Genomic DNA, 13,022 nt, shown 5'->3' with positions numbered 1-13,022 from the left:
AAGAAAGGTGAAGATAAGATGACCAGAATTCCGGAGGATGAGCGTGACATCATGGAAAAGGCTATTTATTTACCGATGGTACTTATAATCCTTAACCGTGATTTATCCGTAGTAACAAACAGCCCTTTTAAATTAAAGAAGCCCTATTTGAATTTAATTGAAGAAACCATGAAGGAAATTCAACGGGAGTTAACTGAAGTCAAACAATACATGCTGAAGAATAAACTTCAGGTAATTGAAATAAAACGGGATGATGCTTTTACAATGTATATGTTTATCTATAAGGGCTACGAAGAAAATCATAATTATTTTAATCCAAGAATTCGAAACAAAGTACAAGAATTATTAGAAACATACTTATCAAAAAAACACCTATCGTAATAGCTCTTATTTCTTATTCAAATAAAGCTCATGACTCTCTGATGCTTTTGAAGGCTTGGAACCATGAAGTAAAAAAGCTAATTTTTTCCGACTAAACTCCACTCTTTGCATTAACTTCATTTGTAAGTGAGAAGTCCGTAACATTTGGGTATTAAATGTATTATAGGAAACAGGGAAAATATGTGATTGATTATTGCGGAAAATGACCAATGTTTCCCGTGCGGAAACACGGCGATAATCTTTGATATGTTCTGCGAAGAACCAGATACATTTAGGGCTCTCAGGGGAAGCGGTACAGAATGTATAGATATTGTTAATGGGTTCAATTAGAATCGGAAGCTTACGTGAGTAATCAATCAATAGCCGTGTCCCTTTCCTTCTGCCTTCATAATCGACACCATAATAAGCACAGCTTTTTTGAATAATACTGAATGGTTTAAGCGGAGATAGGATTTCATCTTCAACTTCACCAATAAGTGAAAATACTTTATTTCCATACTCTTCTGGTTTTATATACATGGTACAGGAATTTACTATATAATCTCCGGTTTGATTGTGTGTCAAAATCCCAACTCCTTTGGTTACATTTATCCACCATATCTTACCACTTTTTACTTTTAACTCCCTCACTTTCTTTGTATTGTTCAGAAAATATTCACAACTATTTGTCAAGAATAAAACTATTAGAAAATTTTAAAAAGTATTGATATTATAACAAAAAGACCATATACTTTAAAAAAGCTCAGAGGTGATTTTCATGAACGATAAATCATACCAAGAATTAATGAAAATTGGTGCCATGAAACGAACCCGTATGAAAGAGAACTTCGTCCAAGATTTATACATTGAGATGCTGTTGTCGGAAATCCAATTAAATGTGGAAAAAGAAAAGCTTCTGCAAAAAATTGACAAAGCCATTGATACTCGTGATAAAAAGACCTTTCAGCTACTTTCAATTGAGCTAAAGAAGATTAACAAACGATTCGGAACCTAAAATGTTAACCGCCATTATCAACGGCGGTTTTTTATTTTGTAACACTTAATAGCTCCAGCGCCCGTTAGAAAAGGCCAGGGATAAAAATCCTTGGCCTTAAAATGCTCTCATACTATTGATTACGATGCTTAATTTCATATTGCTCAAGCATGGAAATTCGATCTAGCATCGATGGATGGGTATACCGGAATATTTTTACTAGTAATGGCGGGTTTACCTCACTTAATCCAGACCGGGTTAATTCTTGGAAAGAGCTAATGGCAGCCTCCGGATTTTTGGTCATTTCAATTGCATACTTATCCGCACGCGTTTCCTCATAACGTGAAACAAGATTAGTCAGTGGACTCGCAGAAAATAATAACAGGGATAAAATCATAAAAAATAACGGCAAAGAGCGAATATCTCTAACATCATCTATTTTCAGTTCCTTGCCCCATTTTCTTACAGCCCAGTTCATAATTTTGTAAGTTAGATAAAGTCCAAGCAGTGAGAGCAGTAAGTAACCAGCTATCCCAAAATAAATATGTTTTTCAACGTAATGGCATATTTCATGAGCCATGATAAATAAAATTTGGTCATCATTTAACCTGTTTAATGTAGTATCCCAAAGGACAATCCTAGCATTTGAACCAATCCCGCTTACATAAGCGTTTAACGCGTTGGTCTTATCCGCCATGTTAACCTCAAAAACATGCTGTGCCGGGATATCTGCTTTCTCTGCCAATACTAAAATCTTTGTTTCCAATTCTTTGTTTTTCAAAGGATAAAAATCATTGTATAACGGGTCAATCACAACCGGCTGCAAGAACATCATGAATAATGTAAAAGGTACAGATAACAGCCAGCCATAGAGCCACCAGCGCTTTTGGCTTTTCTTCATTAGCCAGTAGAGAACTGGAACAATAATCAGCCAGGTACCATAGTTGAGCCAGAAGTCAATTAATTCATCTTTCATCCAGGAAGCAAAGGTCTGGGTGGAAATATGATAGGTCCGAGATAATGAATAGCTGATATAATTCAAAGGAAAGGTGGCCACAAATGCAAAAAAGGATAGCCAAATTAAATAAATTGGCATTCGCAATACCTTATACTTTGCTGACTGATCTGCCCAACGCTTAAAGGCCTTTGAAAACCCAAATAGCAGGATAAGAAAATAGAAAAGCCATTCAAATGGAGTCGATAAAAAAAACAATAAATTTCTAATCTTTGAATACTCTTCGCTTAAGTCTAACTCCCTTCCATTAAGGAAAGTTGATGGGTCTGCTTTGGAGCCTTGGAATTCAAATGGTAATGAGGTATCAGCAAAATGAAATAAATACCAATAAATAAACAAACCATATAAACAAAAGGCCAAAACCGCATAGACCCCCATTTTCCGCACCATGATTTTGTCCCCCTTTTTGTACAACCTCTCTATACTTAGTTTAGTTTAAAATGGAGGATTTAGAACTAAGAAAACGAAAAGCCAGTCTTATTACTGGCTACAAAAGATAAGAGTATAGGGCAAGGACAGCAATCGAGCCTAGGACGACCACTATTACATTGGCTCCTAAAAACGCAGTGATAAAAGCAGCGGCTGCTCCCAGAACCCCATACCAAATGTCGTCGTCTTGAATAAAGATAATAGCTGGAAAAATAAGTGCACCGAGGGTGGCATAAGGAACATTTTTTAGTACCCCTTGAAGAAATGGCGGAAGTTCCTTCCCTTTAAAGAGGAGAAACGGAAGCATCCGCGGGATATATGTAACCAATCCCATTCCTATGATCATCCATAATATTTCACTCTTCATTCTGAACCCCCCGATGCATACTTTTAAGGACCTCAACAATCTCCATGATAATGGCAGACAGTAGTGTTGCACTTACAATTGACCATCCCTGTGCCATGATGTGGCTTAGGGTAAAAATGGAATTAAAAACTGCCCCTAGGACTGCTAAAAATATAACCTTCGCACTTTTTTTCATGGACGGAACAAGAAGCCCGATAAACATGGCATAAAGTGCTACTCCCATACTATGCTGCAGTGTTTGCGGAAGACTGGCACCAATTAAATGGCCAACCCCCGAAAAGACGACCCAACTAGAATAGGAGACCGATATGATCCCAAACATATACCCTGTAGATACTGAATCTTCTCTTGTTGCAGCAACCGAAAAGGTTTCATCCGTAATTCCAAAAGCATAGAGCAATTTTTTAAGAAGACGGTCCTTTTCCACCTTCTCATTTAATGTGGCAGACATTAAAAAATGGCGTATGTTTACAATAAAGGTTGTTAAAATAATCTCAAAAATTCCTGTTCCGTAAGCAATAAGACTTAAGGAAATATATTGTGCAGCACCCGCAAACACAATTAAGCTCATCAGTACGGTTTCATAAATGGACAGACTTGATGTTTTGGCAAGGAGACCAAATGTCAAGGCAATCGGAAAATAACCAATCCCGATGCTTACACCCGCCTGAAAACCCTTCTTAAATTCTGATGTTTCTCTCCCTACTGCAAAATCAGCCATCCTGATTTCCCCCCTTTGTTTCTAAACATTCATAAACATAAATTTTAGCAAACTTTTATTCAGAACGGAATAAGAAAAGCGCTGGAGCTAGACAATTCTCAAAGTCAAAAACTTTTATACTTTTTTATCTCATAAAAAAACACGATGCTAGGCACCGTGTCATTTACCTTTAAAATTTGGTTTCCTCTTTTCTGAAAAAGCTTGTAATGCTTCAATTCGGTCCTCTGTTGGGAGAGTTATCTCATAGGCCTTCCGCTCAATTTGCAGGCCAGTATGCATATCCGCATTCATACCATTCTTTATCGCAAACTTAGCCTGCTGTAAGGCAACCGGTCCGTTAGCTAACAGCTGTGAACAAAAAGCAAAACATTCACTTAACAAATTACTCCTATTGACAACCCTTGTAAGCATTCCATAATGATCGGCTTCGTTTGCTGTAAGCCGTCTTGCCGTCAGGATGAGTTCAAGAGCTTTTGCCTGGCCAATAAGTCTAGGAAGCCGCTGTGTGCCGCCAGCACCCGGAATAATGGCTAGACTCGTTTCTGTTAATCCCATTACCGCATCATGAGCTGCAATCCGAAAATCACAGGCTAAAGCAAGTTCCATCCCTCCGCCGAATGCAAAGCCATTTATAGCTGCAACCGTGGGCTGGGGCAGCAGATCAATATCGGTAAAAACCTCATTGATTTTATTTAAATTTCGTTTGACTTGCTCCTCTGTTAAATTCCTTCGTTCTTTTAAGTCTGCGCCTACACTAAAGGCTTTCTCCCCTGCGCCGGTGAAAATAACCGCCCTTACCTCTTGATTAACTCGGATGGATTCTATTTTTTGTTTTAATTCCAGTAAAGTGTCATAATCAAAAGCATTTAGTGCTTCTGCACGATTAATGGTGATGACTGCTACATGATTTTGAATCTCAAGTAAAACTTGCTCCATTTTAACGCCTCCCTTTATTAAGAGAATTCTAAAAAGGCAGGGAAAATGCCTGCCTTTACAAGAAAATTTTTAATTATTCACCTTTTGGGAGATTTGATGTTTAAGAGCCCGTCTAAGTATTTTTCCAGTTGTATTCTTGGGAAGTTCATCTATAAATTCAATGGTTGTCGGCACTTTATACTTGGCTAGGTGCTCTCTGCAATATTCTTGAACCTGTTCTCGTGTTAGTCCGGGGTTTTTGCTGACAACATAGGCAGTGACTGTCTCCCCTTGATTAGGGTCCGGTATACCTACCACGGCCACCTCAAGCACTTCCGGGTGATTGTAAATTACTTCCTCTACTTCACGAGGATAAACGTTATAGCCGCCTACAATAATCAAATCCTTTTTCCGATCAACAATATAAAAGTAACCTTCTTTATCCATTCTGGCCATATCACCGGTATGAAGCCAGCCGTTCCGAATTGCAGCTTGTGTTTCTTCTGGCATCTTATAATACCCTTTCATCACATTTGGCCCACGAACAATCAGCTCTCCTACACCACCGATTGGAACATCCTGCCCAAGTTCGTCGACAATTTTATTTTCCACTCGGAGAATTGATGTGCCAATCGAACCAGGCTTGCGCGGACGATCAAGCGGATTAAAGCAGGTTACCGGTGATGCTTCCGATAATCCGTACCCTTCTGAAATTAAGACATTAAATTTTTTCTCAAAATTCTTTAATAACGCAACCGGCAGGGAGGCACCACCGGAAATACATAAACGTAAGGATTGGAGATCATTAGGGTCTCCATCAGGATATTGATAGAGGAAATTATACATGGTCGGCACACCTGCAAAGACAGTGGCCCTATGTTCCTTTATTAACGAGAAAACTTCTTTTGGGCTAAATTTCGGCGCAATTAATAAGGTTGCTCCGTTTAGTAATGGGGCGTTTAAGGAGACAGTCAAACAAAATACGTGAAACATCGGAAGAACCGTGACAACTCTGTCATCCTGATTCATTTTTAAGTAATCGCCAACATCTTTAGCGTTACTAAATAGATTTTTGTGAGTCAACATAGCACCCTTTGGTTTTCCTGTTGTCCCAGAGGTATAAAGGATAATCGCCACATCATCTTCCTTCAGAGCTGGACCTTGGAATGATAGTTCCCCTGAGGCAATCACTTCTGTAAACGATTTCATTTTAGAGTAAACAGACAATTTCTCTAGTTCTGATTGCACGAGACAATGGGGCTTGGTTTCACAAAAAATATAGTGCTCTACATTTGGGAGTAAGGTATGCATTTTTTCTACAAGTGGTAATGCTAAATCAAGGGCAACTACCGCTTTTACATCCCCATTATCTAAGATATAACCAATTTCATCTACGGTGTAGATAGGATTAACGGGAATAACGATTACCCCAAGCCGTAATGCCCCATATAAGCTGATGACAAAGTGTGGTGTATTTCCCAATAACAAGGCAATATGGTCTCCTTGCTTGATTCCTATTTTTTCTAAACCAGAAGCAAACTTTTGGATAGCAGTTTCTAATTCTGCATAAGTACTCTGCTGCCCCATAAAACAATAGGCTGGTTTGTCGGCAAATTTCTTGGCGGTTTCTTGAAGCTGAGCTGAAAGATACATCTTTTCCCTCCCCTGAATGAATGATCATTCATTTTAAATTTTCTAAATATATTATATTGCTTGAATTTTAAGTATTCAAGTATAATTCGTAAAAAATGGAAAAAGATCAGCGATGTCTAAGTGACATCGCTGATCTTTAATAGATTAAATTAATAAGTTCCTCTTTTGATATATTTCCGAAATAATGCTTTGTCTCTATGTCGTCAAGAGCCTGCTCAATTTCACTTCTTTCATAGCGGATGCCTGTTAATCTTTTCTCAATCTCACTTACCTCACTAACACCAAAAAAGTCACCATATATTTTGCAATTTTCAATTTTTCCTTTAATTACCTCTAAGCGAACGTCAACCGAACCTACTGGGAAACGATGCGAATGCTGAAGGTTAAATTTTGGGGATTTTCCATAATTCCAGTCCCAGTTTTGGTAACGTTCTTTTGAAAGCTGGTGGATTTTTTCCCAATCCTCCTCTGTTAAAATATATTCTGATATTTCATCTTGTCCGCCGAAAATATTCTTTAACAGTAAAGAACGGAATTCTTCTATACTGATTTTTTCTGTTAAAAATTCGGAAATATTAGCGACTCGGCTGCGAACAGATTTGATTCCTTTTGATTCAATCTTATCCTTTTTAACTTTTAGAGCTGACACCACATTCTCTATTTCCGAATTAAGCATCAAGGTTCCATGACTAAACATTCGGCCCTTTGTAGAAAATTGGGCATTACCAGATATTTTCCTGCCCTCAACTTCTAAATCATTTCTACCGCTCAACATCGCGTTTACCCCTAGTTTTTGCAAGGCTGCAACCACTGGCTCGGTAAATTTACGGAAATTATGGAAGCTCTCCCCGTCATCCTTTGTAATAAAACTAAAGTTTAAATTCCCCAGGTCATGGTAAACGGCACCACCACCAGATAATCTGCGGACGACATGAATTCCATTCCTATCCACATAATCCGTATTTATTTCTTCAATCGTATTTTGATTTTTTCCAATAATAATCGATGGTTCATTTATGTAAAACAATAAATATGTTTCGTTTATATCCAGATTTTTCAAAGCATATTCTTCAATCGCCAGATTGATACGAGGATCAGTAATCCCTTTGTTATCGATAAATAACATGGTCATATTCCCTTTCTTATAGTGTGATAGATAGAAATTCTTCTGCAAGTTTTATTATACCGCTATATTCCCGGGATGCCTCCGTAATTAGCTCATCAAGGTTCCCATAATGGGGCAGATGCGTAAGAATTAGTTGCTTTACCCCAGCCTTTTGTGCAAGCTGCCCCGCCTCAATACTATTCATATGCCCAGCAGACTTGCCGTTTTGATTTCCATAAAAGTTACATTCGCATAAAAGGATTTCTGCATCATGACTGAATTCAATAAATTCCTCTTTAAATGAACTATCCCCAGTATAAACAAGGGTTTTTCCACCCGCCTCAATTCTCATTGCAAAACAGGAAACGGGATGATTCGTTTTTAAAAATGATATTTTAAACGGACCTGCTGATAGGATATCTTTAGGATTATACGGTACTCCTTTAGTAATGGTTTTATAGGTCAGTTTGCTAAATTCATGTTCATCAAATGAATGCCCGTAAACAGGCAGATTAGGAAGCTCCTTTCCAAGGAAGCCTTGTATTAACCTGGCATGCTGTAAAACTCCAATATCCGCAATATGATCCGGGTGGTAATGTGAGAGGATGACTGCATCCAATTCCTCAGGTTGTACGACATTTTGCAGTTTTGAGAGAACACCACTCCCACAATCAATTAGTAAATGAAATCCTTCATGTTCCAATAAATAACCAGAACTTGCAGCATTCTTCTTGGGGTAACCTCCCCAATATCCGATAACGGTCAATTTCATGAAATCCCCTCCAAATCTTAGTCTAACTTTAATATATTCAAAAAACGGCATCTATTCATTCTATAAAAAAAGAAGCTGATCTTATTGGACAGCTCCTGATTGGATTTTTTCATTTTAAAAATTCTAATACATTTTGGACTGCTGTTTCACCCTGATCGATGCAATCTGGGACTCCTACTCCTCCATAAGAGGCGCCAGCCAAAAAAACACCTGGTAATTCCTTTTTCATATGCTCCTGAATCTTTGCTAAGCGTTGTTTGTGTCCCACCGTATATTGAGGCATCGACTTTTTCCAACGTGAAACAATCGAAAAGTCAGGATTTAACGTAATATTCATCGTCCTTTTTAAATCATCAAGGACATTTTTAATAATCTGATCATCTGACAAGTCCACTATTGTCTCATCCCCAGCTCTTCCAACATAACAGCGGAGCAGAACCTTTCCCTTTGGTGTGGAGTGCTCCCATTTTTTATGTGTCCAAGTACAGGCAGTTATCGAATAATCACTATTTCTTGAAACAACAAAGCCAGTCCCATCGATATCATTTTTAATAGCTTCCTCAGGAAAAGCTAATGCAACGGTTGCAACTGAGGTTGACGGCACCGATTTAAATGGGTCAAAGAAACGATAATCCGAAAACATCGATTGAGTTATCTGGTGTGGTGTTGCAGCGATAATAGTATCAGCTTTAATTGACTCTCCATTGTTGAGAAGAACTTCGTAATCATGTTCTGATTTGATTATTTTATCAACACGGTGGCCTTTTAAAATTATTTTGGGATTAAGCCTAGCCTCAATCGCCTCTACAAATGATTGTAGACCTGTTCTGAAGGTTAAAAATCCGCCTTTTTTCTTGTCCATCGTATCCTTTTGTTTTGGCTGTGATGGCGTTGTTCTTTTCATCCCCATGATTAAGCTTCGGTATTTTTGTTCGACCTCATAAAATTGTGGAAATGTTGACATGAGACTTAATTGGTCAATATCGCCGGCATAAATACCGGATAATAATGGTTCAATTAAATTTTCAACTACTTCATCTCCCAATCTTCTTCTGAAAAATTGACCTAAAGATTGGTCCTTTCCGCTCTCAGAACGAGGCAAAATAAAATCAGCTGCCGCTCTTAGTTTACCGGGAACGGAAAAAAGACCAGTTGTTATAAATGGTCCAATTTCTGTTGGAATTCCCATAATTGATCCGCCGGGCATTGCATGAAGCTTGTCGTTCACCAAAACGTATGATTTACCCGTTGCATTTGGCACCAATTGGCCTTCCATACCAACTTCCTTTGCCAGCTTGATGATACTTGTTTTTTTTGCTAAAAAAGAATCAGGACCTCTTTCAATCGTATACCCGTCTCTTCTGACGGTTTGTAATTTGCCGCCGAGACGGTGTGATGATTCAATCAGCTGAATTTCGATGGGGAGATGATCTTCTAGAATCATTTTTTGCAGATAAAAAGCTGATGCTAGTCCAGCTATTCCTCCACCAACAATAACAACCTTCTTTTTATCCTCCGCCACGGACTCACCTGCTTCCATAAAAATTCCTGTCTATTCCATTTAAGCTAAACTTTTTAAGATTACAGTTGCTAAACAATCAATAAATTCGCCTTTAGCATTAGGCATTTCCGGTCGATAATACTTTGCCCCTAATTGATCTGTTACTGTTTTACATTCAATATCATTATCATAAAGCACTTCAAGATGGTCACATACGAATCCTACAGGTGCAAAAACGAAAGACTTGTAATGATTCTGATTAAACAGTTCTCTCGTTAAGTCCTGTACATCCGGACCAATCCACGGTTCTGGTGTATTGCCGGCACTTTGCCAGCCAATTTCAAAGTTTTCAATTCCAGCCTGTTTGGCTATTAATTCAGCCGTTTCTTTCAGCTGACTTGGATATGGGTCGCCAAATTGAAGAATCTTCTCCGGCAAGCTGTGGGCAGAAACGATCAAAACAGCCTGCTCCTTTTCAGTTTTAGGCATTTGGTCAAAGATTTCTTTTATTTTATCAGCCCAGTAGCTAATAAATTTCGGTTCCTTGTACCAGCTTTCAATCGTTTTAATTTTAAGTTCACCTAATTTTTCTGCTTCTTCAACCGCTCTTCCATTGTATGATTTTACACTAAAGGTTGAAAAATGCGGGGCAAGCACAAGACTTACAGCTTCTTCAATACCATCTTCATGCATTTTTTTAACTGCATCTTCAATATATGGTTCGATATGTTTTAACCCTAAATACATTTTAAATTCAATTTCATCTTGGATCTGATTAAGATGTTCTTCAAGCTTTTCTGCCTGATCTAAGGTAATTCTGGCTAATGGAGAGATTCCCCCAATTGCTTCGTAACGGTTCCTGAGATCCTCTATCAGTTCAGGTGTTGGTTTACGGCCATGGCGAATATGGGTATAGTATGGTATTAAATCATCTAATGAATATGGGGTACCATATGCCATTACTAACAGACCCATTCGTTTCTTTGTCATCTCAAAAGCACCTCGTTTTAAGTCCTACTTTTTCAGGTTTATGTAAGAAAAGCGCAAGCGCCTTGGTCAGCCCCGACAAGCATAAGACGAGCCGGCCGAAAGGTTGCTTTTTAACCTTTTGGCCGGATTGGCTGTAGACCATCGAGGGGCTAGGCGCTGGAGCTAGACAATTCTCAAAGTTAAAAACTTTTATACGCTTATCTTTCAAAAAGGCATTATAGGCGTACTATCCTTTAATGCCTTTTTGAAACAGCTTATTATATTGTGCCAAAAAATTGGACTGCTTACCAATTTTACGACTTCCTTTTAAGAATTAACGGCTTAATTTGGATCCCGAATAATCATGAATAAAGGAAGTTAATCTTTTTAACGTATCTGGATTGACCGATGGGAATACACCATGACCTAAATTAAAGATATATCCATCTTGGGCCATTCCTTGATCTAATATTTCTCTAGCTTTCTCTTCAATAACCTCCCAAGGAGCTAAAAGGATCGCCGGATCAAGGTTGCCTTGTACAGTTTTTTGGATACCCATTTCTCTAGCCTGACGAATGGGCAGACGCCAATCAAGACCAACCACATCGAGCGGAAGTTCATTCCATTCTAAGGCAAGGTGACTTGCACCTACGCCGAACATAATGAGCGGCACATTTTCCTCTTTTAAGGAAGTAAAAATTCGATTCATGACTGGCTTGATGAAGTACCGATAATCTTCTACATTCAAGGCACCAACCCATGAATCAAAGATTTGGATGGCTTTTGCACCAGCTTTAATTTGCGATTTTACATATGTAATAATCATATCGCCAAGTTTGTCCATTAATGCAAACCATGCCTTTGGCTCTGCATACATGAAAGCTTTGGTCTTATTATAGTTTTTGGATGGACCGCCTTCAATCATGTAACTGGCAAGTGTAAAGGGCGCACCAGAGAAACCGATTAATGGTACATTTAACTGTTCTTGTGTTAGTAATTTGATCGTATCGAGCACATATGGAACGTCTTCTTCCGGATGTATTTCACCTAATTTTTCTACATCAGCTAAAGAGCGAATCGGTTTATCAATGACCGGGCCAACTCCACCCTTTATTTCTACTTCCACTCCTATAGCTGGGAGCGGTGTCATGATATCTTTATATAAAATGGCGGCATCGACGTTATATTGTTCTACAGGCAAGCGTGTAACATAAGCACATAGCTCCGGCTGATGTGTAATCTCAAATAAGGAATATTTTTCTTTTATTTCTCTATACTCTGGCTGCGAGCGGCCAGCCTGGCGCATATACCATACAGGTACATAGTCTGTCTTTTCTCCTTTAGCGGCTTTTAAAAATGTTTCATTAATTGTTCTTGTCATGAAGAATATCCACCTTTCAAAGACTGTCTGTTTTCCATTTTAATATATTACAGGTAAAATTAAAAACCATTGGTATACATAGCTGTACTCAATATAACGATTATTCGTATTTCTGTATAGCGTACGAAATGATCTGTCAAAAAAAAGTCGTTTTTAAGTGACTAAAATTGTGTAAATAAATAGAGAGCATACCGAGATTGAATATGTATAAAATATGGAAGATTTATTAATTAGGGGTGACAAAAATGAATGTTTATATTACGGCTGGAACACTGGACTTTTTACAGAAGATCGAAAGTAAATATCCTAATGAGCGAATGTTGGCGATGCTGAATGAAAATGGGGCAATACTGCTGCATGAAACCAAAGGCCAAACCGTTTTTAATGAACCACGCAGGTATGAGGTTTTAGAATCCTATGGAGACTTAAATAAAGAGGGTTTTGTTGTTATGAATAACATTTCCGTTACCGATGAAGGCCGTCCTTTATTTGAACACCAGTTTAAACAGCTGACGGGAAATGTAGTAACCGCCCAAGGTTTAACAGCATTACGACTGCTTCGGCCTATATCCTCAAATCCCTATATTATTATGACTGTCTGGGAAAACAAAGCCTTGTATCAAAAATGGCAGGGTTCTAATTCCACATTTGATGCACTTAAAGCCGGTTTCGACGGGCAGCAAAAAATCTTCACAAGCTCACCATATATAAACAAATATACAATCGCAGGTAACAGTTAATCTTAACCTAAAATGGAGTTTTTGCTCCATTTTTTTTATTCCTCCATCTCACCACTTGATACAGATTACATATTCTGTATTACACCTTAAAAAGGGCTAT

The 13,022-nt window shown here is 38.3% G+C and carries 14 protein-coding genes; 3 read left to right on the top strand and 11 right to left on the bottom strand.

Features of this window, described 5'->3' with window-relative positions; all coding sequences use genetic code 11:
* Positions 1–18 precede the first annotated feature (18 nt).
* A complete protein-coding gene (locus AAHB15_RS00690; protein ID WP_335573048.1) occupies positions 19–381 on the top strand; it encodes a hypothetical protein in 363 nt (120 codons plus the stop codon).
* 6 nt (positions 382–387) lie between these two features.
* Here AAHB15_RS00690 and AAHB15_RS00685 read toward each other — a convergent pair whose 3' ends face one another.
* Positions 388–945, bottom strand: a complete 558-nt coding sequence (locus AAHB15_RS00685; protein WP_335573047.1) for a competence protein ComK — start codon at positions 943–945, stop codon at positions 388–390.
* Between the two features lie 193 nt (positions 946–1,138).
* On the opposite strand from AAHB15_RS00685, the gene AAHB15_RS00680 reads away from it, so the two are divergent.
* Positions 1,139–1,375, top strand: a complete 237-nt coding sequence (locus tag AAHB15_RS00680; RefSeq protein WP_098529780.1) for an IDEAL domain-containing protein — start codon at positions 1,139–1,141, stop codon at positions 1,373–1,375.
* A 112-nt stretch (positions 1,376–1,487) separates the two neighbouring features.
* On the opposite strand, the gene AAHB15_RS00675 is transcribed toward AAHB15_RS00680, so the two are convergent.
* The 10 genes from AAHB15_RS00675 to hemE form a co-directional block, all read right to left on the bottom strand.
* Entirely contained in the window at positions 1,488–2,759 is a 1,272-nt protein-coding gene (locus tag AAHB15_RS00675) for a M48 family metallopeptidase (protein ID WP_342041568.1), read from the bottom strand.
* Positions 2,760–2,856: 97 nt separating this feature from the next.
* The gene (locus tag AAHB15_RS00670) at positions 2,857–3,165 is read right to left on the bottom strand and encodes an AzlD domain-containing protein (protein WP_335573045.1); all 309 of its coding nucleotides are present in this window, start codon (positions 3,163–3,165) and stop codon (positions 2,857–2,859) included.
* Entirely contained in the window at positions 3,155–3,886 is a 732-nt protein-coding gene (locus AAHB15_RS00665; protein ID WP_342041567.1) for an AzlC family ABC transporter permease, read from the bottom strand. The genes AAHB15_RS00670 and AAHB15_RS00665 overlap by 11 nt, the downstream gene beginning before the upstream one ends.
* 159 nt (positions 3,887–4,045) lie before the next feature.
* On the bottom strand, positions 4,046–4,822 hold the full coding sequence (locus AAHB15_RS00660; RefSeq protein ID WP_335573043.1) for an enoyl-CoA hydratase-related protein: 777 nt from the start codon (positions 4,820–4,822) through the stop codon (positions 4,046–4,048).
* Between the two features lie 69 nt (positions 4,823–4,891).
* Entirely contained in the window at positions 4,892–6,454 is a 1,563-nt protein-coding gene (locus AAHB15_RS00655) for a fatty acid--CoA ligase family protein (RefSeq protein ID WP_342041564.1), read from the bottom strand.
* Positions 6,455–6,590: 136 nt separating this feature from the next.
* Positions 6,591–7,580, bottom strand: coding sequence for a lipoate--protein ligase (locus tag AAHB15_RS00650; protein WP_342041563.1), 990 nt, complete (start codon positions 7,578–7,580; stop codon positions 6,591–6,593).
* Positions 7,581–7,596: 16 nt separating this feature from the next.
* A complete protein-coding gene (locus AAHB15_RS00645; RefSeq protein WP_342041561.1) occupies positions 7,597–8,331 on the bottom strand; it encodes an MBL fold metallo-hydrolase in 735 nt (244 codons plus the stop codon).
* A 109-nt stretch (positions 8,332–8,440) separates the two neighbouring features.
* Entirely contained in the window at positions 8,441–9,853 is a 1,413-nt protein-coding gene (gene hemY / locus AAHB15_RS00640; RefSeq protein WP_342041874.1) for a protoporphyrinogen oxidase, read from the bottom strand.
* Positions 9,854–9,892: 39 nt separating this feature from the next.
* Positions 9,893–10,822, bottom strand: a complete 930-nt coding sequence (gene hemH / locus AAHB15_RS00635; protein WP_335571397.1) for a ferrochelatase — start codon at positions 10,820–10,822, stop codon at positions 9,893–9,895.
* Positions 10,823–11,135: 313 nt separating this feature from the next.
* Positions 11,136–12,182, bottom strand: coding sequence for a uroporphyrinogen decarboxylase (gene hemE / locus AAHB15_RS00630; protein WP_335571396.1), 1,047 nt, complete (start codon positions 12,180–12,182; stop codon positions 11,136–11,138).
* 245 nt (positions 12,183–12,427) lie between these two features.
* On the opposite strand from hemE, the gene AAHB15_RS00625 reads away from it, so the two are divergent.
* Positions 12,428–12,922: an antibiotic biosynthesis monooxygenase family protein gene (locus AAHB15_RS00625; RefSeq protein ID WP_342041559.1), complete on the top strand. Its 495-nt coding sequence runs from the start codon at positions 12,428–12,430 to the stop codon at positions 12,920–12,922.
* Positions 12,923–13,022: the final 100 nt, after the last annotated feature.

The sequence above is a fragment of the Bacillus sp. OTU2372 genome (genome assembly GCF_038440275.1).
Taxonomy (GTDB): Bacteria; Bacillota; Bacilli; order Bacillales; family Cytobacillaceae; genus Neobacillus; species Neobacillus bataviensis_B.
The sequence above is the reverse complement of the archived record's forward strand: the minus strand, read 5'-3'. Positions and strand labels throughout refer to the sequence as shown.

What these genes read in the sequence shown, in the direction of transcription:
- AAHB15_RS00690 (WP_335573048.1), top strand. Translation starts at nt 19, where the DNA reads ATGACCAGAATTCCGGAGGATGAGCGTGACATCATGGAAAAGGCTATT.
- AAHB15_RS00680 (WP_098529780.1), top strand. Translation starts at nt 1,139, where the DNA reads ATGAACGATAAATCATACCAAGAATTAATGAAAATTGGTGCCATGAAA.
- AAHB15_RS00675 (WP_342041568.1), bottom strand. Translation starts at nt 2,759, where the DNA reads ATGGTGCGGAAAATGGGGGTCTATGCGGTTTTGGCCTTTTGTTTATAT.
- AAHB15_RS00670 (WP_335573045.1), bottom strand. Translation starts at nt 3,165, where the DNA reads ATGAAGAGTGAAATATTATGGATGATCATAGGAATGGGATTGGTTACA.
- AAHB15_RS00665 (WP_342041567.1), bottom strand. Translation starts at nt 3,886, where the DNA reads ATGGCTGATTTTGCAGTAGGGAGAGAAACATCAGAATTTAAGAAGGGT.
- AAHB15_RS00660 (WP_335573043.1), bottom strand. Translation starts at nt 4,822, where the DNA reads ATGGAGCAAGTTTTACTTGAGATTCAAAATCATGTAGCAGTCATCACC.
- AAHB15_RS00655 (WP_342041564.1), bottom strand. Translation starts at nt 6,454, where the DNA reads ATGTATCTTTCAGCTCAGCTTCAAGAAACCGCCAAGAAATTTGCCGAC.
- AAHB15_RS00650 (WP_342041563.1), bottom strand. Translation starts at nt 7,580, where the DNA reads ATGTTATTTATCGATAACAAAGGGATTACTGATCCTCGTATCAATCTG.
- AAHB15_RS00645 (WP_342041561.1), bottom strand. Translation starts at nt 8,331, where the DNA reads ATGAAATTGACCGTTATCGGATATTGGGGAGGTTACCCCAAGAAGAAT.
- hemH (WP_335571397.1), bottom strand. Translation starts at nt 10,822, where the DNA reads ATGACAAAGAAACGAATGGGTCTGTTAGTAATGGCATATGGTACCCCA.
- hemE (WP_335571396.1), bottom strand. Translation starts at nt 12,182, where the DNA reads ATGACAAGAACAATTAATGAAACATTTTTAAAAGCCGCTAAAGGAGAA.
- AAHB15_RS00625 (WP_342041559.1), top strand. Translation starts at nt 12,428, where the DNA reads ATGAATGTTTATATTACGGCTGGAACACTGGACTTTTTACAGAAGATC.